Source organism: Sphingobacterium sp. HMA12 (genome assembly GCF_002933815.1).
Taxonomy (GTDB): domain Bacteria; phylum Bacteroidota; class Bacteroidia; order Sphingobacteriales; family Sphingobacteriaceae; genus Sphingobacterium.
This window is the reverse complement of sequence record NZ_BEYR01000005.1, coordinates 245,974-270,007: the sequence shown is the minus strand read 5'-3', so window position 1 is coordinate 270,007 and position 24,034 is coordinate 245,974. Positions and strand designations below refer to the sequence as shown.

At 39.3% G+C, this 24,034-nt stretch carries 18 protein-coding genes; 10 read left to right on the top strand and 8 right to left on the bottom strand.

Annotated elements, in window-relative coordinates; genetic code table 11:
* Nucleotides 1–4: 4 nt before the first annotated feature.
* Nucleotides 5–1,051, bottom strand: a complete 1,047-nt coding sequence (locus HMAT_RS22165) for an ROK family protein (RefSeq protein ID WP_233789520.1) — start codon at nucleotides 1,049–1,051, stop codon at nucleotides 5–7.
* A gap of 575 nt (nucleotides 1,052–1,626) precedes the next feature.
* Between HMAT_RS22165 and HMAT_RS27125 the strand changes: the two genes are divergently transcribed.
* Together HMAT_RS27125 and HMAT_RS22160 are read left to right on the top strand one after the other, a co-directional pair.
* Nucleotides 1,627–1,797 (top strand): hypothetical protein, encoded by a 171-nt coding sequence (locus HMAT_RS27125; RefSeq protein ID WP_158656053.1) that lies wholly within the window; start codon nucleotides 1,627–1,629, stop codon nucleotides 1,795–1,797.
* A gap of 30 nt (nucleotides 1,798–1,827) precedes the next feature.
* Entirely contained in the window at nucleotides 1,828–2,070 is a 243-nt protein-coding gene (locus tag HMAT_RS22160) for a hypothetical protein (RefSeq protein WP_158656052.1), read from the top strand.
* A 102-nt stretch (nucleotides 2,071–2,172) separates the two neighbouring features.
* On the opposite strand, the gene HMAT_RS22155 is transcribed toward HMAT_RS22160, so the two are convergent.
* The 3 genes from HMAT_RS22155 to HMAT_RS22145 are packed head-to-tail and all read right to left on the bottom strand — an operon-like array spanning nucleotide 2,173 to nucleotide 8,379.
* A complete protein-coding gene (locus HMAT_RS22155; protein ID WP_104385019.1) occupies nucleotides 2,173–4,083 on the bottom strand; it encodes a SusD/RagB family nutrient-binding outer membrane lipoprotein in 1,911 nt (636 codons plus the stop codon).
* Nucleotides 4,084–4,094: 11 nt separating this feature from the next.
* Complete coding sequence (locus HMAT_RS22150) at nucleotides 4,095–7,187, bottom strand: SusC/RagA family TonB-linked outer membrane protein (protein WP_104385018.1); 3,093 nt, start codon at nucleotides 7,185–7,187, stop codon at nucleotides 4,095–4,097.
* 25 nt (nucleotides 7,188–7,212) lie between these two features.
* Nucleotides 7,213–8,379 (bottom strand): ROK family protein, encoded by a 1,167-nt coding sequence (locus HMAT_RS22145; protein ID WP_104385017.1) that lies wholly within the window; start codon nucleotides 8,377–8,379, stop codon nucleotides 7,213–7,215.
* A 249-nt stretch (nucleotides 8,380–8,628) separates the two neighbouring features.
* Between HMAT_RS22145 and HMAT_RS22140 the strand changes: the two genes are divergently transcribed.
* Together HMAT_RS22140 and rpsO are read left to right on the top strand one after the other, a co-directional pair.
* A complete protein-coding gene (locus HMAT_RS22140; protein WP_233789517.1) occupies nucleotides 8,629–9,843 on the top strand; it encodes an acyltransferase family protein in 1,215 nt (404 codons plus the stop codon).
* 101 nt (nucleotides 9,844–9,944) lie between these two features.
* Nucleotides 9,945–10,223 (top strand): 30S ribosomal protein S15, encoded by a 279-nt coding sequence (rpsO, locus tag HMAT_RS22135; RefSeq protein ID WP_104385015.1) that lies wholly within the window; start codon nucleotides 9,945–9,947, stop codon nucleotides 10,221–10,223.
* Nucleotides 10,224–10,333: 110 nt separating this feature from the next.
* Here rpsO and HMAT_RS22130 read toward each other — a convergent pair whose 3' ends face one another.
* The gene (locus tag HMAT_RS22130) at nucleotides 10,334–10,993 is read right to left on the bottom strand and encodes a DUF6266 family protein (RefSeq protein ID WP_104385014.1); all 660 of its coding nucleotides are present in this window, start codon (nucleotides 10,991–10,993) and stop codon (nucleotides 10,334–10,336) included.
* 642 nt (nucleotides 10,994–11,635) lie between these two features.
* Here HMAT_RS22130 and pnp point away from each other — a divergent pair.
* Together pnp and HMAT_RS22120 are read left to right on the top strand one after the other, a co-directional pair.
* Entirely contained in the window at nucleotides 11,636–13,822 is a 2,187-nt protein-coding gene (pnp, locus tag HMAT_RS22125) for a polyribonucleotide nucleotidyltransferase (RefSeq protein ID WP_104385013.1), read from the top strand.
* Between the two features lie 104 nt (nucleotides 13,823–13,926).
* Nucleotides 13,927–14,088, top strand: coding sequence for a hypothetical protein (locus tag HMAT_RS22120; protein ID WP_158656051.1), 162 nt, complete (start codon nucleotides 13,927–13,929; stop codon nucleotides 14,086–14,088).
* Between the two features lie 192 nt (nucleotides 14,089–14,280).
* Here HMAT_RS22120 and HMAT_RS22115 read toward each other — a convergent pair whose 3' ends face one another.
* Both HMAT_RS22115 and HMAT_RS22110 read right to left on the bottom strand, forming a co-directional pair.
* The gene (locus HMAT_RS22115) at nucleotides 14,281–14,607 is read right to left on the bottom strand and encodes a DUF493 domain-containing protein (RefSeq protein ID WP_104385011.1); all 327 of its coding nucleotides are present in this window, start codon (nucleotides 14,605–14,607) and stop codon (nucleotides 14,281–14,283) included.
* A 77-nt stretch (nucleotides 14,608–14,684) separates the two neighbouring features.
* Nucleotides 14,685–16,967, bottom strand: a complete 2,283-nt coding sequence (locus tag HMAT_RS22110; RefSeq protein ID WP_104385010.1) for a GH92 family glycosyl hydrolase — start codon at nucleotides 16,965–16,967, stop codon at nucleotides 14,685–14,687.
* 142 nt (nucleotides 16,968–17,109) lie between these two features.
* On the opposite strand from HMAT_RS22110, the gene HMAT_RS22105 reads away from it, so the two are divergent.
* Nucleotides 17,110–18,120 carry a LacI family DNA-binding transcriptional regulator gene (locus HMAT_RS22105; RefSeq protein ID WP_104385009.1) on the top strand — a complete coding sequence of 337 codons (1,011 nt, stop codon included), beginning with the start codon at nucleotides 17,110–17,112 and terminating at the stop codon, nucleotides 18,118–18,120.
* On the opposite strand, the gene HMAT_RS22100 is transcribed toward HMAT_RS22105, so the two are convergent.
* Entirely contained in the window at nucleotides 18,110–18,517 is a 408-nt protein-coding gene (locus tag HMAT_RS22100; RefSeq protein ID WP_371412058.1) for a methionine-R-sulfoxide reductase, read from the bottom strand. The genes HMAT_RS22105 and HMAT_RS22100 overlap by 11 nt on opposite strands.
* A gap of 402 nt (nucleotides 18,518–18,919) precedes the next feature.
* Between HMAT_RS22100 and HMAT_RS22095 the strand changes: the two genes are divergently transcribed.
* From HMAT_RS22095 to nrfD, 3 genes are all read left to right on the top strand, one after another.
* Nucleotides 18,920–20,182, top strand: a complete 1,263-nt coding sequence (locus HMAT_RS22095) for a cytochrome c3 family protein (RefSeq protein ID WP_104385008.1) — start codon at nucleotides 18,920–18,922, stop codon at nucleotides 20,180–20,182.
* 37 nt (nucleotides 20,183–20,219) lie between these two features.
* A complete protein-coding gene (locus HMAT_RS22090) occupies nucleotides 20,220–23,234 on the top strand; it encodes a TAT-variant-translocated molybdopterin oxidoreductase (RefSeq protein ID WP_104385007.1) in 3,015 nt (1,004 codons plus the stop codon).
* A gap of 29 nt (nucleotides 23,235–23,263) precedes the next feature.
* Nucleotides 23,264–24,034, top strand: a 771-nt coding sequence (gene nrfD, locus HMAT_RS27500) for an NrfD/PsrC family molybdoenzyme membrane anchor subunit (protein WP_233789514.1), incomplete at its 3' end; no start/stop codon positions are given.

Genomic DNA, 24,034 nt, shown 5'->3' with positions numbered 1-24,034 from the left:
AATATTAGTTTATAATGCGTGCGATAAATTTTTCGATAACTAAAGCCGTTGTGCCCAGTTGCTGAGCGCTCCTGTGTAACGTTGAGATACTGAGGGTCGTTTTTTTTGCAATCTTTGGAATACTATATTCATTGACAGCAACCTGGATATGTGGTGCTAAAATCTGACCTATTTCTGCACCCCTACCACTGATAATGATTCGATGGGGGTTTAGAATATGGATAAGCGTAGATATTCCTTTTCCTAATAAATATCCAATCTTCCCAATATTATTAATGGCTACTTGATCCCCGATTTGTACTGATTTTATCAATGCCTCAACTTTATTGTTATGTTCTAGCTCTAATTTCTCATAGATTGAATATGCTCCCTTTTTGATATCTTTTTGGATATTTCGGATAGCAGCGCTAATTGATGCCTCTACTTCCAGACATCCTCTCTTCCCACACGAACATAACGTCAGGGTATCAGAAAGTGGGATATGACTGAATTCTCCGGCAAATCCGGAAGTTCCTTTGAATATATCGTCATTGATCAGTATACCAAGTCCAACACCCCAATTAAGATTGATGACAAGTGAATGGCTGGAGTCTTGAGCTTCGCCGAATTTTTTTTCAGCCCATGCGACACAGCGTGAATCATTGTCTATAACAGCAGGAATTTCAAATCTATTTTCGATTTGCTCACGAATATTGTATAGGGACGAATCTTCGCTGTAGGATTCATTTAACCCTGTTTCGGAATTAACGAAGCCAGGCATGCTAATTCCAATACCTATAACTAAATGTTTTCTTATTTGATGTTTTGAAAGAAAATCTTCTAAAGAATCCATAATTATGGCGGACGCCTCTGGACCTTTCAGATCAATTGGAATATTATTTTCGGAATGAAGTACTTCAGTTCTCAAATTAGATGAGGCAATTGAGGTGTAAAACTGATCAATGGATAGGCTTAAAACGATATGATTCAAGTCTTCATTTAGCATATATTGGATAGCCTTCCTTCCCCCGGTAGAGGCTGCATACCCTTTCTCCACAATGATATCTTTCATAAGCAAACCATTTAATTGCTTGGTCACTGAGGGTATACTTCGGGACAATGCGTTTGCTATTTCTGCAATCGGTTGCATTGGACGATAGTACAAATTTCTTAAAATATCGACAATCATGGTTTAGTTCAACTTCGTTAAGTAATTCTTCGATTTTGAGATTTTAAACGATATTATTTTTAATATCAAAGTTAGTTTGTGTAATTATTTAGTTGGCTTTCCTTTCCAGGATTTGGCCGTATAATTATGTTATTTAAAATAAAGATATGTAGTATTTCTATTAAGTTCAAATTTCTTTTTAAATTTTTTAAAAAGAAATGATCGGTCTATGTTTTTAAATACATAAGATGGGCCGTTTCATAGTGAAATACGGAATTTAGATTTGTAACAAGTTTGGCTTATGATTTGTCGAATGGGCGCCTCGGATATAATGGATAATAAAAGTTAGAAAGTGATTGGCTGATTTTTATCAGGTATAATAACTTGCTGTATCAAACACAAAATAAATCAAATTAGTTATAGATATTGGGGTGTAACCAAAAAATCACCCTATTTACTCAATTATAAAATAATCAATTATGAAAAAAAGACAAATCTTCAAAAGTTTGTTATGCGTAGGCATTATCTTTTCTTTCGCGTTCACAAAGACAGATCTAAATTCCATCCCTGAACGCTACTTACCTGCTCCTTCTTCAAAAGCAAAAATGGTTGCTATGGCAGCCCTGCCAACGTTGCTTAATGGAATATAGAGTGAATCTACTACAATTGGTTCAGGCTCAATGTCACCAATGAACTTTGTTGCTTTATATCCCATCAGATGTACGGATGCAATCGATGCTGAATGGCAAGTATCGCCTTCAGCAACAGTTACCTACGATTCGGGATTGGATTGTCTTTTGGAGAACCATACTGGTGTACGCATACAATTTTCTAATAGCGGTACATATATAGTTTCGGCACGGATAAAAAATAAAGATGGGGTTTGGACGAATTGGGCTTATACAACGATTACCAAGATGTAGAATCTGGTGGTTTTGTATTCGGGAGAGTTCAGTACAATGAAAACTGACAGAAAAAGGAGGTGCAGAATGCACCTCCTTTTTTATATACTATCCGTAGAAAGTCTATTTCTGTTTTGCCCACCATAATGGAGTTAATACCTTATCAGCATTTCCTAAAAGAGAAACAGCTTGTTGATATTTTTCTGGTGAAGCTTCTCTGAAGGACGAAGGATAATTTAACCTTTGAGGGAAAAATTTTATACTGCTTGTCATCATATTGCCTGTATTTAGATCCGGCAAGTTGGGCAATGCATTCTCAATTGCAGGATTTTCAAAGAAAGGTAATCCCAATCTTCTTTGGTCATTCCATGATTCTAATGGTAACCACGGCAAATTGGCAATAAATTTTTGAGTAATAATTTTCGTTAGTAGATCATTGCGCACGGTACCATTTTTATATAATGTGTTGACAGGATATTTGATGCTAACTGTTCCAGGTGCATTTGTATATCCATCTATGTAATTCATATTGTGGTTGTCGCCTGGTTCGGTTGTATGGGTGAATTTTACCGAAGTTCCCACACGATTATAGTTTTCTGAATTTAAGTAATTGCTAACAAATGAGCCGACTCCCCAATAGTCAAAACTAGCTTTTACACCATTTTCATAGGCTTGTTGAGCAGTTGTGCCTGTAGACCATCCTCTTACTGAGGCTTCAGCTAAGAGGAAGTAGGATTCCCAGCTTGCGAAGAAGATTCTACTGCTAGTGCTCGCTCTGAATTGTTGACTTAGTGCTGGAACTTTTCCCACTAAAGTTGAACGAAGTCTATTATTTGTTCCTTTTGCACCCCAATCACCTAAAGAAAATGCATTCCATGTATATTTTGTATTAACTTTTATCTCATTAGATCCACTAACCAATACTTCTTCCTGCGTTTTCGCATCATCGGTCCATGACGGATATAAAGAATAATTAGAATTACTTAGATCTCCCGGAATGTAAAATGCTTTATATGCGCGTGGATCAATCTTATTGGGAAGCCCATCTAACCAATATCCAGCAGAAGGATCATTTGTTTGAGTGGTGAAATGATTAGCATAACGTTTTCCAATATAGTTTTCGTCTTTAATGGAAGACTTTAGATCTGCGCCAACTAATTGATCTGATTTTATTCCTCCTAAACCGATATAAAGATTGTTTAACGTGGCGGATAGTGTCTGTGCGTTCCACTCTCTGCTCATTACACCGGATAATGGATCCCAACCTGTTTTTTCTGCAACTGTAAAATTATCAGCAGCAGTTGTAATATATTTATTTGTTGCAGCAGCAGCTTCAAATTCGGCTTTTGCTTTAGCAGCATCTACTTCGGATAAACGCATCGCTAGTCGCATACGCATAGAGTTCGCGTATTTGATCCAGCTTTCGTATTTAAACCCGTACGCTCTGTCAAATTTTAATACTTCTTCAGGTATTTTAACATTTGCATCAATTTTTGAGATAGCATCTTTTAATTCATCGAAAATATAATAATACACATCTTTTACAGATTTGTATTCCGGATTTACACCTTCCGCATAGTCAATTGGAACTGGGCCGAAATTATCTGTCAGTTCACTGATGAGATAGGCTCTCCATATTCTTGATATTTGAAGAACATTGTTTGTGTAATCTTTTGCTGATCCAGCTTTGATTTCATTATTCGCAATTTGAATCCCTTTGCTTGCATTTTTAATCCATTCTGCTGAATATCTGTAATACTCTTTTGACCAATCGTCATTTACTGTACCCAATGCAAGGCCATTTGTCATGTGTTGTCTTCCCGCTGTTTTCCAGTCTAAAACAAATATCCGTTCTGCAATATTTGGATCTTGCTGAGCTCCAGTCAGTGAGTTATTGAAAAAGTATTCAATTTTTACTTGTGTTTCATTGGCCTTTAGGGGGTCAATATTTATTTCTTCAAATTTTGAACAAGAAGAAAATGTGATAGATCCAAATAATATGGCTAATCCTATTTTTGATTTGAAATTTTTCATTTTTTTATTGTTTAAAATCCTAATGTTACGTTAAAGAAAAATGATCTTGAAGTTGGTGTTGAGAAATTTTCAAAACCTGTCGCATTCGAATTAATCGCAAAGACAGATTCTGGATCAACTCCATTTGCATGACTTTTTATCATCCAAACGTTATTTGCTGTCACACTGATCTTTGCACGTTGTATAATGCTGTTTTTTAGTATTGTGCTAGGAAAATTATAACTTAAACTTAGGTTTCTTAATCTAATATTAGTCGCGTCATACACGTTGGCTTCACCGATGCCAAAGTTTCCAGATGTCGTACCAACTTGATTCCAGTATAATTGTTGAGTTGTTTCTACTGTATTTTTTGCATATCCAGTTCCTGAAGTAACAACGCCGTCGACCAAAAACTTATCACGTTGACCATTTGGGGCCGTAACGGCAGCGCTACCATTTACTTGTAGGTTTAAGTTTGTTCCCGAATAAAATTCCCCACCGAATCTTCCATCAATTAAGAAACTCAAACCAAAGTTTTTAAAGGCGAAGCTGTTTGTCCAACCCACAAGAGCTTTTGGTGCTTGGTTTCCTAATTTAACCATTCCACTGCTAGCCTGTGGTAAACCGTTGCCATTGAGAATTAACTGACCATTATATTCGCTGTTGGCATCCTCAACACGAAGAAATTTTGTACCGTAAATGTCACCGTATAAACTTCCCTTTACAGCTCGGACTGCAACATTGTCATAAGATCCTAATGGATAAATATCACTTGCGGCACTTAAATCAATTATTTTATTTCTATTGTTTGAAAAATTAATGCTTGAGGTCCAGCTGAATCCTTCTCTATTATCAAATATACGACCATCTAAAACAACTTCAATACCAGAGTTTTGGATATTTCCAGCATTGATTTTTTCAAATTCATAGCCACTGAAAGGATCAGCTGGTATATTAATAATTTGATTGGTTGCATTATTTTTATACCATGCGAAATCAATTCCCATTCTACTTTGAAAAAATCGAGCATCAAAACCAAATTCTATAGTTTTGATCAATTCACTTAAAATGTCTGGGTTGAATTTAGTGTTAGGCATTCCAGCAGTGGTATTACCATTAGGATCTTTCCCTATATTAAATACATTGTATAACTGAAAAGAACTCAAGTCATTACCTACTTGTGCGTAAGAGCCTCTGACTTTAGCAAAGCTCAACCATGAAGGTAATTGACCACCATTTTTGGTTATCATATCAGAAATTACTAATGAAGTACTGACGGATGGATAGAAAAATGATCTGTTGTTATTTCCTAGTGTGGATGACCAATCATTTCTACCGGTAAAATTGATAAACCAATAATTGTCATAATTTATTTCTCCATTTGCATAAAGAGAATTGATCTGTTTAGTGGCTAGGGATTGATTTACTACCGGATTTGAAATACTGTTTTGTATATAAAATAGATTGGGAACTTCTAAATTCCCTGCATTTGCGTCTAATCCGGTTGATTTTTGTTTCATTATCTGTCCAAATAGTGATAATGCTCCCCCCCATTTGCCAACTAAATTGTCCTTCTTAGCATTTAAAGCCAAAGTAAAATTATTCTCAAAAAAAGTGTTTTTACCTAAACCATACTGTCCTGTTGCGCTTATTGGACTTCCAGCGTAAGTTTTATTTTCATAATTCGTTGTATATTGGTCTCTTCCTAATCTTGCCTCGGCATTTAACCAATCATTGAATTTGTATTGAATGCTTCCATTCATTAAGAAGCGATCACGAATATCTTGATTTAATTTATACTTTGCCAGCCAATAAGGATTGATAGAATTTGTTGTACCATACCAATTCATATTCCCCTGTGCATCTGCTGCGTTTTTGAAATCTAAGATATTTATTGAACGTGGCATAGTAAACAATGTACTATACATATTCGATGTATTATCACCTGATGCTGGTCTATTTTTCGCATTGGTATTCATATATTGTACCTTTACGTCCGTCGTCCAACGATCATCAGGACCAAAAGATGTGTTTACTTTCGTCATTAAATTCAGACGCTCCAATGAAGAACCGGGGATTTTACTTTGATCATTTAAGTATGTTGCCGAAGTATAGATATTGGTCTTGTTGAATTGTTGTTGAAAAGTTAAATTTTGAGTGTGATTGACCCCTGTTTTGAAAAAGTTACCAATATTGTCATAAGCCTGACTAGTTAGTTTTTCTCCCCAATTTTCTGTGCTTGTAGGATTATTGACTCCGTCTTTCCCTTGTCCATATGTACTTTGCAGCTTTGGCGTCATAAAGAGAGTCTCTAGTCCTAATGTCGAGGAGTAAGTTATGCCAGCACCTTTTTGAGCTTTCCCAGATTTTGTTGTAATAATAATTGCGCCATTACCAGCTCTTGAACCATAGAGAGCTGATGCTGCCCCGCCCTTAAGTACAGACATGCTTTCGATATCTTCTGGATTGATATCTCCTAAACCGCCACCCATATCAGTTCCAGGATTCCACATGTCATTATTTGTCTGTCCAATACCATTGGTTGCACCTAAAAAATTGTTTAATGGCACACCATCGACTATAATTAGAGGTTGGTTATCACCAGTTAAGGAATTATTTCCTCTTAAAGTTATTTTTGTTGAGGAAGCTGGACCGGCGGACCCTTTAATTACTTGTAGGCCAGATACTTTTCCTGCTAATCCATTGGCGACGTTATTTTCTTTTGCATCAACCAATTGATCCCCTTTGACATCTTGAAAAGAATACCCTAAAGTTTTCTTTTCTCTTTTTATTCCCATCGCTGTCACAACAACTTCACCTAAAGTGGATTCGTCATTTGACAGATTAACATTAATCGTTTTAGTTGCGCCAACCACAATTTCTTGAGGTTTATAACCTACCAAGGAGATGCGAATTGTCTCGCCTTGAGCAGCTTGAATACTAAATTCTCCGTTTGTACCTGACTGGGTAGCTCTATTTGTCCCTTTTACAGAGATAGTTGCACCCGATAATGGCCCCTTGGCATCTGAAACTTTTCCAGAAATACCTTGCTGGGCAAAAAGTGATGTAGCACTGAAGAGTGTGCACAACGCTAATCCAGCTGTTTTTTTGTAGAATAGACTCATTGTTTAGTGTTTAATTTATTAATAATTATTTAGTTAGGATGCTGCCAATATGGTTTTCTACGACGATAGCAGCAGTACCTTTTATTTGGGCATGTTTGTTTAATTCCGACATTTGAACTTGTGTGGTCTTGGCAATTTCAGGAATGCAAAATTCGTTAATTGCAATCTGAATCTGTGGGTTTAAAATTCTACCCAGTTCTGCACCACGGCCACTGACGATAATTTGTTTGGGGTTTAAGATGTGGATGAGTGTGGAAATTCCTTTGCCTAGCATGTAACCTATTTTCCCCAGATTATTAATCGCTATTTGGTCTCCTACATTACTTGCTTCAATCAGCGCATCAATTTTGTTGAGATTACTCTTGACAAATGTGCTGTAAATCGAATACTCATTTTTTTCGATGTCATTTTCTGTATTTCGGATAGCTGCATTTAACGAAGCCTCCACTTCTAGACAGCCCCGTTTGCCACAGGAGCAAAGTGTATTGTTGTCGGAAAGCGGAATATGACTGAATTCACCTGCAAATCCTGATTCTCCCTTAAAAACAGTTCCATTAATAATAATTCCTAAGCCAACACCCCAATTCAGATTAATGATCAATGAGTTTTCGATATTCTTCGCCAAGCCAAATTCTTTTTCGGCGAGAGCTATACAACGTGAATCATTTTCGATTACTGTAGCAATTTTGTACTTTTTCTCTATTTTGCTTTTGATTTTATAGAGCGGATGAGTGATAGGGTAGGATTCATTAACTCCAAGTTCAGAATTTACGAATCCTGGCATGCTGATGCCTATGCCAATAAGTCTACTAATATCTATGGAAGATAAAGCTAAGATTCTTTCGATTTCCGATAGAAGTAAATCGGATGAATTCGCTAATTGTAATTCCAATGGAACATCTCTATGCTCAGCGATTGTATTTTGGCGTAAATCCGTTAATGAAAATGTAGAAAAATACTGGTCAGCGGAAATAGTTAAAATATAGAAATCTAAAGAAGGATTAAGTGCAAATTGTATAGGGCGTCTTCCGCCGGTAGATTCGGCAAATCCACATTCAATGATAATCTTCTCCTCCAACAGACGATTGATAACCTTCGTAATAGAAGGTGTACTCTTGGCTAGCTTTTTAACTAGTTCTGCTATAGAGACAGCTGTATCAAAATAGAGGTTTTTTAATATTTCTTTTTCCATTGGTATTGAAGCATTTCATAAAAGTCGGTTAAACTTTTGTTAAAGATATATTAAAAAAAATGTAAGTTCAAAAAACTTTTTAAAATTATTTAAGAAGTGCTTGTTTCCTTGGAATAACGAGTTGCAATCGTTTGTTTTTGTAACAATCCTGTCATTAAGTGCTTTCTTCCTGTTTGTGCCATTATTATAAATATTATGCATAAAAATGAATTCGTTAATCCCTATATTTACTCGCTAATCACTTAATTTATGATGAAACAACGTTATTATTCCTTGGATGTGTTTCGTGGGGCTACTGTGGCGCTGATGATTATGGTAAATAATCCGGGGACTTGGGCGCATATGTTCGCGCCGCTGAAACATGCAGCCTGGCATGGCTGTTCTCCGACGGACTTGGTTTTTCCATTTTTTCTATTTGCAGTAGGAAATGCCATGTCCTTTGTGATTCCTCGATTGCAGGAAGCTGGCCCCGCGGTTTTCTGGAAGAAGGTACTTAAACGCACGGTTTTAATTTTTGCTATCGGGCTTTTTATTAACTGGTGGCCTTTTATTAAATGGGAGGGGGCAGAACTGGTTTTTAAACAATGGGTAGATCCCAATGATCCAAGTCGAGGTATTCGTATCCTTGGGGTGCTGCAGCGTATCGCAATAGCTTATTGTTTTGCCTCTATATTAGCGTATTACTTTAAAGAAAAAGCAATTATTTGGATTTCTGCTGGTATTTTATTGCTGTATTGGGCTGTCTGTGCAATGGCAGGGGGAGCTGATCCCTATAGTTTAGAAGGGTGGTTTGGTACCAAGCACGATATCGCGATATTGGGTCTGCCGCATATTTATAAAGGCGAAGGTGTTCCATTCGACCCAGAGGGATTGATGAGTACCTTACCGGCGATCGTACAGGTGGTGTTTGGTTATCTGGTCGGCGTGTTTATCAAGAAGCAAGGACAGGTGGACTGGTTATGGTCTAAGGTGCCTGCTTCAAACGAACCCCATTTCAAGTTGTTGGCCGGGATGTTTGTTACTGGTTTTATCCTTGTTGTTTTGGCCTGGATCTGGGCGCTCGGCTTTCCGATCAATAAAAAAATCTGGACGAGTTCCTATGTACTCTATACCACGGGACTTGCTACAATGACAATTGGTGGTATGATCTGGTTTATAGAGGTGCAGGGTGTCAAAAACAAACTCACTCAATTTTTTGATGTATTCGGCAAAAATCCGCTATTTATATTTGTCTTGAGTGGAATCCTGCCCCGTTTTCTTGGTTTATTCCGGATCCCCGATGGATTAAAGGATGACGGAACACAGAAATATACCGACGCTTTCGCCTGGTTTTATAAGTATGTCTGTGCCAAAGTACCAGGTATCCCTGAGGTTGGTTCCTTTGTATATTCACTGTGTTTTTTGACCCTGATGTGGGTAATCTGTTACTGGTTGGACAAGAAGAAAATATATGTCAAAGTGTAATGGAAGTGAATAAGTTATGAGCATAATTTGTTCGTCTCAAAAAAAACACTACCTTTGCACGCAATTAATTAATTTTTTAACGCTTTAATATTATTCAAGAGATGTATTTAAGTAAAGAGTACAAAGCTGAGATCTTCGCAGAATTTGCTGGATCAGCTACTAACACTGGATCTACAGAAGGTCAAGTTGCTTTATTCACGAAAAGAATCGCTCACTTAACTGAGCATTTGAAAAAGAACAGAAAAGATTTCGGTACACAACGTGCCCTACAAATGTTGGTAGGTAAACGTCGTTCATTATTGGCTTATCTTTACAAAACAGATATTAACCGTTACCGTGCGATCATCAAAGGTCTAGGTTTACGTGATATCATCAAATAAGCTTTTGTACAAAGGTTTTTAGGAAAGCCATCCAGATTTTGGATGGCTTTTTTTATGAAATATCTCGTCTTAGGTATTATACATTATGATAATGTGATTAATAGCTGTGGTCACACCTTTATCTTGCCTAAGTGCAGACTGTCTGTATTACCTCCACCATAGCTCCCTATAAAAAATATATACACTTCATAAGTCGTTACCTTTCGATGTTTTGGAATATTAATGTCTTGTTTGCCAGATATTAAGCTATTTTTCGATTCGTTCATCAAAAGTGGATATTCAACCCCATTATCCGCTGCGCTATACAGGATTAAGAAGGAATCGTAAGACCTTGTGTCAAATTTTTTCTCCAGATAGGTATCATATTCCCAAGTAACCTGAAGCACTCCGTTTTCTTGCTCCAAATCCATCGTGTAGGAAGTGATGGGGTTGGGGCTTCCTTTGGCAATCATAAATTTCTGCCAGTTAACCACAAAACCGTCCCCTTCCTGGATAAGTGCTTCGTTCAGATTATAAGACATGGCGACATCGTATGCGCGCTTTGGATAGCTATACGCCTTATAACCTATTTTGATGATCGGATTTAATATGCTAATATGCGACCTCACAATCTTGAAGCGTGTCCTACTGAGCAGCTGTTCAGGAGTGGGCTCCCGTTTTTTAACGCGAGGAAGAGAGCGTACATAATTTCCTGTTTTCGTCAACACAAACACAACGGAACCTGCTTTCCCGGAAACAGTTCCATTAACGCCATTTTTTATGATTGCCATAACTAGCTGATTAGAAAATAGATATCAAGATAAACATTAAAACCGAAATATCCTAATACCAAATTATACCTAATAACAATTTTGAATCAGTTTTTAGACAGTAATCAGTCATTGGTTATTCAGTTTATATTGAGTCATTACTGAGCAAGCACTGAACAAACACTGAACAAGTATTGTTAAAAATTAAAATTTGATCACTATTTGATCCTAATGCTGTCCCCTAAAAATTAAAAGAGGAAAAAAGGGAAGGAGCTACGCTTGTGTAACGAAAATACCCAAATTTAAAATCCCAACTTCTAGCTTGATAAGTTAATCTGTTGATAGGGTTAACCTCCAGCTGATCTAATCATTATTAGAAGTACCTAAAGGCCCCACTTTTTTGGATTGGCCGTTGTTATTCGGAAAATGTTCAAAAAAATAGCACATATAAAAGCACCCGAAGGTGCTTTTATTAAGCAAATTTTCAAAGAATGACGACAGTTGCATAACCTCCCTGTGGACTTAGTACTGACTTTCCGTATTTAGCTAACCGTTAATTGCATTAATCTTAATATTTTAATTTACCTTTGTGCTGAAATCTAACGTATTTAAAATATCGGCACGCCGCCAACAAGATGAAAAGCGTGTCACAAACAAGATTAAATGAATTACAACGAAATTAAAACAACCATCGATATGGGTAATGGCACCCAGATCGAATTGTCTACAGGAAAATTAGCGAAACAAGCCGATGGTGCTGTAGTATTAAAACAAGGTGATACGATGTTGCTTGCAACTGTTGTTTCTGCCAAAGAAGCTAAATCTGGTGTTGATTTTTTACCACTTTCAGTAGATTATCAAGAGAAATATGCGGCTACTGGTCGTATTCCGGGGGGCTTCTTACGTCGTGAGGCTAGATTGTCAGACTATGAAGTATTAATTTCCCGTTTGGTAGACCGTGCACTACGTCCATTATTTCCTGAAAACTATCACGCAGACACCCAAGTTGCCATCAGCTTGATCTCTGCGGATAAAGATATTATGCCTGATGCTTTAGCAGGCCTAGCAGCATCTGCTGCAATTGCGGTTTCTGATATTCCTTTTAATGGTCCTATTTCCGAAGTTCGCGTAGCGAAAATTGACGGTCAATTGGTCATCAATCCAAAATTATCTGAACTTGAAAATGCAACTTTGGAATTTATCGTTGCTGGTTCGGCTCAGGATATTGGTATGGTGGAAGGTGAAGCAAAAGAAATTTCGGAAGCTGAAATGGTTGAAGCGATCGCTTTTGCGCATGAAGCTATCAAAAAACAAGTTGCTGCACAAGTAGAATTGGCTAATTTGGTCGGTAAAACAGTGAAACGTGCCTATAGTCACGAACCTGAAAACCCTGAATTGAGAGCATCCATTTTTGCTGCTACTTATGATAAAGTATACGCAATTGCAAAATCGGCTTCTGCGAAACATGACCGTTCGGAGAACTTTGCAAAAATTGCAGAAGAATACAGAGCGACAATGCCTGAAGAATTGGATGATGATACCGCATTCTTATTCAAAAAATATTTCCATGATGTTCAATATGATGCTGTCCGTAATCTAGTTTTGGATGAAGGCATGCGTTTAGATGGCCGTGACGTACGTACAGTACGCCCGATCTGGTCTGAGGTGGATTATTTGCCAGCTGCACACGGTTCTGCTGTATTCACACGTGGTGAAACACAATCATTGACTTCGGTTACTTTAGGTGCTAAAGACGACGAGCAAATGATCGATGGTGCTTTTATCAACGGTTATAACAAATTTATCCTTCACTATAACTTCCCTGCGTTCTCTACAGGCGAAGTAAGACCAAACAGAGGTCCTGGCCGTCGTGAAGTTGGTCACGGTAACTTGGCGATGCGTTCATTGAAACAAGTGTTACCTGCAGATAATGAAAATCCATATACAATCCGTGTGGTTTCCGATATTTTGGAATCCAATGGTTCGTCTTCCATGGCGACAGTATGTGCCGGTACATTGGCTCTTTTGGATGCTGGTGTGAAGTTGAAAGCTCCTGTATCTGGTATTGCAATGGGATTGATCTCCGATGAGAAAACTGGTAAATATGCAATTTTATCGGATATCTTAGGCGATGAAGATCACTTAGGTGATATGGACTTTAAAGTAACTGGTACTGAAAAAGGTATCGTTGCTTGTCAGATGGACTTAAAAATCAATGGTTTGAAATGGGAAGTGTTGACACAGGCTTTGGATCAAGCGAAAGAAGCTCGTTTACACATCTTAGGTGAAATGAAGAAAACCATTTCTGCTCCACGTGAAGACTACAAACCACATGCACCTCGTATCGTTCAATTGTTGATCGATAAAGAATTTATCGGTGCTGTGATCGGCCCAGGTGGTAAGATCATTCAGGAAATGCAACGTGAGACCGGTGCAACAATCTCTATCGAAGAGGTTGATAACAAAGGTGTCGTTCAGGTATTTGCGGACAACAAAGCTGCAATTGATGATGCAGTAGGTCGTATCAAAGCGATTGCTTCTAAACCAGAGATCGGTGAAACTTACGAAGGTAAAGTAAAATCAATTATGCCATTCGGTGCATTCGTAGAGATTATGCCTGGTAAAGATGGTTTATTACACATCTCTGAAATTGACTGGAAACGTCTTGAAACAATGGACGGAATCTTCAAAGAAGGTGATAAAGTGACAGTTAAATTATTGGATATTGATAAACAAGGTAAAATGAAGCTTTCACGTAAAGCTTTATTGCCTCGTCCTCCAAGAGAAGATAAGCCAAAACAAGATAAGCCAAATGGCGAAGCTCCTGTAGCTGGCGCTGGACAGGAATAAGCTTGTTCTTTAACTAAATATACAAAGGCCCGCCATGCAGCGGGCTTTTTTTGTGGCAAGCCATCTATACGGCGGTGGATATTTTTCTTGTACCGAAGGAGGGAATGAATAACTTTAAGATCCATTGGCTAAATTATCTCAAAGAAGCTAAACGGGAAGGCCGGTTGGACAAAGCGATCCATGCTGATCATATATTTGAGGTACTTGTCACAAAAGACGGCGTGCTATTGGACAGGGGAAACAGTTCTAAAGATCTGATTTTCTAAGAATGCAAAAAAGATGGAGTCCTGGGGGCCAATCGGGGCGCCCGATATGTTATCTTTTGAAACTCAAAGTTCCGAAAGAGTTGTTTGATAAGGCCAAAATGGAAGAGTTGCTTGTTCAAAGGGATTTGGTCAAGCAGCAACCTCTTGAACAATAAACAAAACAGGCTGTCATTTCGACAGCCTGTTTTGTTTTTATAGCATAATAACGCCTTTTATCTTGGCAACTTCTTTGTAGAAGGAAATGACCTGATCTGCATCTTTTACATTCAGGCTGACCGTGATCGAGGTGTATTTGCCTGTCTTGGAATCCTTGAAGTCAAAACGTGCATCCGTATCATCAAATACACTTTGGATCTGATTGAAATGATCCTGATCTTTTGGTAAGATAAATTTGTACGTATAGTCTTTCGGAAAGGTCTCCAGGTCTTCTAATCTTTCTTTAAAAGTTTCATAGAAGTCTTTAGGATTCTCGCCTCCATCAGGGATATCTTGTATATTGATGTTTTTGTAATCTGCCATTTTTTGTTCTCCTTAAATTTATATAGTAAGGTATTAACAAATATTAATCCACTAATGTTTTGCTGACAATTTTTCAGTTAATTATTGTCAACGCTTGATGGTCTGTCCGCTTTATTTTTTCCGAAGTTCTTATTCGGAGTAGCGCTCATCTCAATCTCCATCTGACCGCCCTGTAGCAACTGCGCGTGTGTGATAAACGTCTTGCTGTAAGGTTTTCCGTCCAATTTGATAGATTTGATGTACTGGTTTGCTTTGCCTTGGTTTTTTACGGTTATTGCCAAGGTTTTACCATTTGGCAAATTGATGTTGGCATGTTCCATCATCGGTGAGCCAAATACATAAACACTGCTCATCGCATTCAATGGATAGAATCCCATCGCAGAGAATACGTACCATGCGCTCATCTGACCGACATCATCGTTACCACAGAGTCCTGCTGGTGTATTTGTATAGAAATCGGTCATCGCCTTGCGTGCCAGTGCTGCACCCTTCCATGGCTGTCCTGCATAGGCGTATAGGTAAGGAATATGGTGGTTCGGCTCATTGCCTTGGGCGTATTGGCCAATGAGTCCTGAAATATCCGGAGAAGCTTCTCCGCCTAAATCCGAAGACATGGTTGTGAAATAATCTAGTTTCTTTAAAAATTGCTGATCGCCGCCAAAAAGATTGATCAAACCGGTAACATCCTGTGGTACAAGCCAGGTATATTGCCATGCATTTCCTTCACAGTAATCATTTTCACGATGCTTTGCCATCAATGGATCAAAAGGCCTGCGGAAGTCGCCATTGGCTTTTCTGCCAACAAAGTGGCCAACTTCTTTGTCAAAGTACTGCTCGTATAATTTATAGCGTTTTTTGAAATAAGCAGCATCTTCAGTCTTTCCTAATTTCTCCGCGATTTTATAAGCACCAAAATCGGCGATAGCATATTCCAATGCCCAGGCCACGGATTCATTAGCCATGCTATCAATAGGGATGTAAGTAAGGTCGCGCGCGAATTTCAACCCATGGTCATTGCCCATAGCAGTTGTTTTGACGGCCTCCCATACCAAAGGATAATCCTTCTCGTCAATGATGCCTTTTAGAAATGCATCGGCAATCACGGGAATGGCCGGCAACCCAACCATCGTATTGGTTTCGTTACCCTGTAAATGCCACATCGGTAGTTTTCCCTGCTGTTGATAAATGGCAAGCATTGTTTTGATAAAATCCTGATTAATTTTGCGGTCTTCAAGGATGGTCATCAGCGGATGAAGCCCACGGTAAGTGTCCCATAAGGAAAATACGGTGTGATTGACAAAATCTTGCTTTTCGTACACCTGTTTGTCCGTTCCCAGATAGTCGCCGTTTGCATCGTTGAAAATTGTAGGTGCAAAGTAAGTATGGTATAAGGCGGTATAGAAGATTGTCTTGGTGTCCTTATCCGCTTCAAACTGAATCTTGTTCAGGGTCTTATTCCAACGTTGATCGGCTTCTTGTTTCACTTTCTCAAAATTCCAGCCCGGAATCTCTGCATTGATGTTATTTAAGGCATTGGTCGAGCTGACCGGCGAAATGCCGACTTTCAGTTCAATGGTCTTGTTTTTGGCCGCATCGAAGAAAAGAGCTGCTTTGATCGCTTGTCCTTTGAATGTGGTCTGCCCAAGTTTTTCTTCCTTGCCATCGAAGAAGCGAACCTTTTGAATTGGTTGCGAAGTTTTTATGGCGAAGTATAGCTTTTGATCAGTTGCCCAGCCGGTCGAAAAACGGTAACCAACGAAGGTAGAATCATTGACCTGCTTGATGTAGGTGTCGGTGGGTTTATCCCAGTTGATATGGTAGCCCAAGTCGATCAAAATGTGAGCATTATCAGTTTTTTCGTAACGGTATTGATGGTAACCAACCCTTTCCGTTGCTGTTAAATTTGCCTGGACCTTATAGTCATCCAGATAGGCACTGTAAAAACCCGGTTTAGCGACTTCAGTTTCTTTTTTGAAGGATGAGCCATAGCCTGTATTCATTTTGTTGAATTCTGCAGGTGTCAATTGCAGTTTGCCATTTGCCGGAACGATCATAAGATCATTTAGATCTCCGATGCCTGTTCCGCTTAGATGGGTGTGCGTGAAACCCAATATTTCCTGGCTTTTGTAATTATAACCGCTACACCAATCCCAGCCGTTGAATTTATCCCAGATCTGTGGAATCTGTGTTGGCCCAAGTTGCACCGCACCCAAAGGTACATTGGCTCCGACAAAGACGTGCCCATGATCCGCTGAGCCAATGAAGGGATTGACATATTGTGTTAAATTTTGCTGGGCTTGAACGCAAAATGGTAAAATTAGCGTGCCCAACACTGTTGTGATGAGTTTATTTCCTGTCATAGGTTTTGTGTTCGGGTATTTGAAACTGCTTAAAATTAGTAAATAAAACCTTTTAGCGCAATTTTATTATTATTTTAGTAAATTGTCGTTAAATTTTTTACTTTAGTAATCTTCGAAATAAAACTTAACAAACCTACTCTACATGAAGAAACGTATTCTGATCAGTGATATCGCAAAGGCGTTGGGAATTTCTGTAACTACAGTATCCTTTATTTTGAATGACAAGGCAAAAGAGAAGCGAATCAGCGAAGCGTTGACTAAGCGCGTATTGGATTATGTCAAAAAGGTGGGGTATAAGCCGAACGAATTGGCGAAAAGCTTACGTACGGGGAAAACCAAAATTTTGGGATTGATTATTGAAGATATCTCAAATCCATTTTTTGGAAATATCGCACGTCTGATCGAAAGCAAAGTTTACGAGCAGGGATACCGTATTATTTATTGTAGTACCAATAACGATGTCGAGAAGGCGAAGGAGCTGATCCAGATGTTTTACGATCGTCAGGTTGACGGGTTCATTATTACGCCTTCGGATGGTTTGGAAGATACGGTGAAGCAATTGCAGCAAAGTAATATTCCCGTGGTCCTTTTTGACCGCTATTTTCCGGAGCTGGAAACAGACTATGTCGGGGCCGACAATTTTCAGGGTGCTTTTGACGCAACGAGTCACTTGTGCCTGCAGGGTTATAAGCGCATCGGTTTTGTGTCTTTATATTCGGATCAGACCCAGATGAAGGAGCGTTCGGAAGGTTATCTGAAAGCGATGGACAATAATAAACAGCAAAGTTTTATTCAGAAAGTTCAAATGGATGCCTCGGATGATGAAGCAATGGAGTCTCTCCATGATTTTATTTGTGAGAATCGCCTGGATGCTGTTTTGTTTTCGACGAATTACTTGGCAATTTCAGGATTGAAGGCATCGAAGAAATATAATTTTGTCATGCCGGCGATGATCGCTTTCGATGATCATACTGTATTTAAATTATTGGAGCCTTCGATCACTGTTGTCTCCCAACCGATCAAGGAAATCGCGGAAAACCTAATCAATATACTTTTGCTTCGCTTACAGGGTAAAATAAAAGCAACACGTAAGATGGTGTTGCCTTGTGAATTGAAAATTCGTGAGTCGACAAAAGCAAAGGTCACACTGTAGTATCCGCTACGAATTTCATTGAAATTGAGTTGACACAATGGCGCGTGTTTTTTGCCGTAAAACCTTCCCCAAGAAAGACATGGCCCAGGTGTGCTCCACATGCACTGCAGAGGATTTCTGTCCGACGTCCATCTGCATCCGTAATCCGGGTGACCGCTCCGGGTATTTCGTCGTCAAAGCTCGGCCATCCACAACCCGATTCAAATTTTGACTCTGAACGGTACAGCGGGCTTTCGCAACGTCGACAAATATAGGTTCCCTTCACTTTATTGTCCAAAAGTGCTCCCGTAAAAGGACGCTCTGTCCCTTTATGCACAATCACATATTCCTCTTCTTTGCTTAACGGGTTGTGTTTTTTATTCGTTTCCATCTTCGTTGTCTGTTTGATGCATTCCACACTCCTAGGCGCAATAAGTAACTAGGAGCAAGAAAATACTGTCGCCACATTAGCGCATTTTATTCTTATAAAGTTACGGAATTAATATGAAAAAGTATTTTTTCAGCTTGAAATACGCTTGATATTCAGCTATTTTAAATTGTCATGGTAATGTCTTATATTTGGAGGATTGCCGTAGTGAAAAGTTGTAGCAATCGAACGACTTCGTTCGCATAATAGTGATTTAATGGTGGTTTAAAGGCAATTGTTTAGAATGATTATAAATTGATATTAAAGGTCACAAAATTGTCAGCGATTTGTTAATAAATCATACTTTTGTGGCATTGTTAGGGGGGTAGTGGCTCCTTTAACCATGGGAGTTAATTTTTTACATTCACAAATAAATAGTATAAAGTGCTAAATATGAGAACTATCTCATCCGTTTTGGGAAGCCTTGCGAGGGTGGTGTCAACGAGTTTGATGCTATTATTTGCCGTTACGACGTTGCATGCGCAAGATGTCAAGGAAGGTGAAAAAATCTTCAAATCTAAGTGTACATCCTGTCACGCAATCGACAGAAAAGTTGTTGGACCTGCGTTGAAAGGAATTCCGGAGACTAAAGATGAAGCTTGGTTAATCAAGTGGATTCGTAACTCTCAAGCTTTAATTGCTTCTGGTGATGCCGAAGCGGTTAAAATCTTTGAAGAGTACAACAAGTCTGTGATGACTTCTTTTACTGATTTATCTGACGATCAGATTAAATCTGTATTGGCTTACATCACTGACGCGTCGAAGGAAAAACCAAAAGATGCTGCTACAGGTGGCGCAGCTGCAAAAGATGACAATGCATCTATGTTCATGATTTTGGGCTTGATCGCGGTTGTTGTTTTGGCGGTTGTTGTGATCGTGGTGTTGAACCGTGTGATCCGTACCTTAGAAAATGTTATTGCTAAGAATCAGGAAGCGATTGCAGCGCAACAAGAACCTGAAGACAATCAACGTTTTGTGAAGTTTGCGAAAGCATTCGTCAAAAACAAAAAATTGGTTGGATTCACCGTGTTGATGCTTGTTGCTCTGTTGGCAGTAGGTGGTTGGAAAACAATGTGGAACGTTGGTGTTCACGAAGGTTACAAGCCTGTTCAACCTATTAAGTTCTCACACCAAATCCACGCTGGTGTAAATAAAATTGAGTGTCAATACTGTCACGGTGGTGCATTTAAATCTAAAAATGCATCTATACCATCGGCTAACGTATGTATGAACTGTCACAACACAGTCACTGCTTCTGAGCATTACAATGGTGATATTTCTCCGGAAATCGCGAAGATCTATCGTGCGTTAGACTGGAATCCTGAGACACGTACTTATGGTAATAATCCAAAACCAATTCAATGGGTTCGTATCCACAACTTGCCTGATTTTGCTTACTTCAATCACTCACAACACGTTGTGGTCGCAGGAGTAGAGTGTCAGACTTGTCACGGACCGATCCAAAATATGGAAGAGGTATATCAATACTCTCCATTGACGATGAAATGGTGTGTGGACTGTCACAAAAAGACGGATATCAAATCAGATAATAAATATTATGAAGATCTGATCAAGGCACACGAAAGAATTAAGAAAGGTGAGAAAATGACTGCAGCCATGATCGGTGGTCTTGAGTGTGGTAAATGTCACTATTAATAATTATTTGAAATACGCAATCTTATATACAGCTTAAATGGATAGCAATAAAAAATATTGGAAAGGTTTGGAAGAGTTAAATCAAACTCCTGCTTTCGTTGAGGGAAGCAAGGGTGAATTTGCCGAATCTATTCCTGTAGAAGATGTATTAAACGAAGCTGGCTTGAGTACAAAAACTCCTCGCCGTGACTTCTTGAAAGCATTAGGTTTTGGTTTGGGTGCTGTTTCTTTAGCGGCTTGTAACCGTACTCCTGTGCATAAGGCAGTTCCTTATTTGATTAAGCCTGAAGAGGTAACTCCAGGTATCCCTAACTACTATGCTTCGACATTCAATGGTCAAAGTATCTTGGTTAAAACGCGCGAAGGTCGTCCAATCAATGTAGAGCCCAACCCGAATGCAATTGGTTTGAACCAAGGTTTGGATTCAACTACGGCTGCTTCGGTACTGGATTTATACGATGAGTCTAAACTGAAACAAGCGCAATTGAAAGGTCAAGATGTAGAATGGTCTAAATTGGATGGGGAAGTTGTTAAAGCATTGACTGCGGCAGCATCTTCTGGTAAACAAATTACGATCGTTTCTAATACAGTAAACAGTCCTTCAACCCTGGCAGCAATCGCTGCTTTCGCAACGAAATTCCCTACAGTTAACCACGTACAATACGATGCTGTTTCTTACAGTGGTATTATCGAAGCTAATAAAGCTTCTTTTGGTAAAGCTGTAGTTCCTTCATACAATTTTGATAAAGCAAATGTAATCGTTTCAGTTGCCGCTGATTTCTTAGGAACTTGGTTGGCAGGTGAGGAGCATACACAACAATACGCTAAAAACCGTGACTACAAATCATTGAAAAATGGCAAGATGTCACGTCACGTGCAATTTGAATCCGGTCTTTCGATGACGGGTACAAATGCGGATGCGCGTATCGCTATCAAACCTTCGGAAGAAGGTGCAACTTTGATCGCTTTATATAATGCAATCACTGGTCAATCGTTGGCTGGTGCTACTGCCAACAAAAAAGCACAAAAAGGTGTAGCGCTAGCGGCAAAAGAATTGGTAAACAGCAAAGGCGCTGCCGTAGTTGTTGCCGGTTCAAACGATGTGAATGTTCAGGTATTGGTCAATGCAATCAACGTTGCATTGGGCGCTTACGGTACAATCATTGATTTAGATAACTACTCGAAACAATACCAAGGTTCTGATTCATCCTTCCAGGCATTCTTGGCTGCTGCTAAAGGTGGACAGGTAGGTGCTGCGTTCTTCTTGAACAGCAACCCTGTTTACGATTACTTCAAAGCAGAGGATGTAAAATCGGCATTGAAACAAATTCCTTTCACCTTATCATTTGCACAACGTGCTGATGAGACAGCTTCGGAATTGACAGCGATCGCGCCTGCAAGTACTTTCTTGGAGTCTTGGGGTGACGCAAATCCGAAAGAAGGTTTGTATTCGATCGTTCAACCAACAATCAATCCTGTTTTCCAAACACGTCAAGTTGAACAAAGCTTGTTGACTTGGGCAGGAAACACAACGGATATGTACAACTTCGTTAAGAACTTGTGGTCTACACAAATCTTAGCTGGTTCTACAAAAAACTGGGATGCTGTATTGCAAACTGGTTTTGAATATAAAGGTGCTAAAGCTGCAACTGCTCCTGCTTTTACAGGAAATGCTGCTGCTGCCGCTGCCGCTATCGAAGCTTCTAGCAAAGCAATTACTGGTGAGTTTGAATTGAAACTTTACGAGCCTTCTGCTCTTCGCGATGGTCGTTATGCAAACAATGCTTACTTACAGGAATTGCCTGATCCAGTATCTAAGGTAACTTGGGACAACTATGCTGCCCTAAACCCTAAAGATGCTGAAAAACTAGGCTTGGGTGAAGATGGCAAAGTAACTGTAAAAGCAAATGGTGTTGAATTGGAATTGCCGGTTGTACAACAACCTGGTCAAGCACAAGGAACGGTTTCAATTGCTGTAGGTTACGGTCGTACGAAAGTTGGTAAAGCAGGTAATGAAGTTGGTAAAAACGCATTCCCGTTTGCTTCGATCATCAATGGTACTGTTCAGGGTGTTGCAAAAGCAACTGTAGCGAAAGCTTCTGGAACTTACCAATTGGCACAAACACAAACACACCATACGATCGAAGGTCGTAACGTGATTCGTGAGACGACATTCGCGAAATATTTGAAAGATCCTAACTCTGAGGCAGGACGCTTTACAGATAATCACAAAACGTACGATTTGTGGAACAAATACGAGCAACCGGGTCACAAATGGGTGATGGCGATCGACTTGAACGCATGTACAGGTTGTGGTGCTTGTATCGTAGCTTGTAACGTAGAAAATAATATTCCTGTTGTAGGTCGTGATGAGGTTCGTCGTCGTCGTGAGATGCACTGGTTACGTATTGACCGTTACTATACAATCGAAGGCAAAGATCAAGATCTGACAAAAGAGAAAGAAATTGCGAAAGCTTCGGCTGACTTAGATTTCGAAGATATCACTGTTGTTCATCAACCGATGTTGTGTCAGCACTGTGGTCACGCACCTTGTGAAACGGTTTGTCCGGTATTGGCAACAGTACACTCTTCAGAAGGTCTAAACCATATGGCTTACAACCGTTGTTTCGGTACACGTTACTGTGCGAACAACTGTCCTTTCAAAGTACGTCGTTTCAACTGGTTTGCTTACTGGAATGATTCACGTTTTGACAACTACTTGAACAATGAGTTCACACAATTGGTATTGAATCCAGATGTGGTAACGCGTTCACGTGGGGTAATGGAAAAATGTTCAATGTGTATCCAACGTATCCAAGCAGGTAAATTGCAAGCTAAGATCGAAAATCGTAAAGTGAAAGATGGCGATATCCAAATGGCTTGTCAACAAGCATGTTCGGCAAATGCAATCATCTTTGGTGACGCTAACGATCCAGAATCAGAAGTATCCAAAGCATTGCGCAATGAGCGTGTTTATTACGTACTTGAGGAAATCAATGTTCAACCGGGTATCGGTTATATGACAAAAGTTAGAAACACTTTTGAGGCGTAATCTTGTACAATATTTGAAATAAAATTACTATGTCATCGCATAACGAATCAATATTAAGAGAACCATTAATGACCGGTAAAGACATCACGTATGCAAAAATTACGGATGATATCTTACTACCGGTTGAAAATAAACCAAATAAAGCATGGTGGATTGGTTTTACCGTTGCTGTATTAGGAGCTTTATTATGGGTAGTTAGCGTTAGTTATACCTTTTGGACAGGTATCGGCGCTTGGGGTCTGAATAAAACTGTAGGCTGGGCTTGGGATATCACCGACTTTGTATGGTGGGTTGGTATCGGTCACGCTGGTACGTTGATTTCAGCTGTATTATTAATTTTCCGTCAGAACTGGCGTAACTCAATCAACCGTTCCGCAGAGGCGATGACGATCTTTGCGGTAATCTGTGCGGCTACCTACGTTGTCGCTCACATGGGTCGTCCTTGGTTGGCTTATTGGATTTTCCCGCTTCCAAATCAATTTGGATCACTTTGGGTAAACTTCAACTCTCCATTGGTATGGGATGCATTCGCGATCTCAACATACTTTACAGTATCCTTGGTATTCTGGTACTGTGGTTTGTTGCCTGATATCGCGACTATCCGTGACCGTGCTACTGGATTAAAACAAAAGATTTATTCTGTATTATCATTCGGCTGGAATGGTTCTGTGAAGACTTGGCAACGTTTTGAAATCGTGTCATTGATCTTGGCGGGTATTTCAACGCCACTGGTACTTTCTGTACATACGATTGTATCCATGGACTTTGCAACTTCGGTTATCCCTGGATGGCACACGACG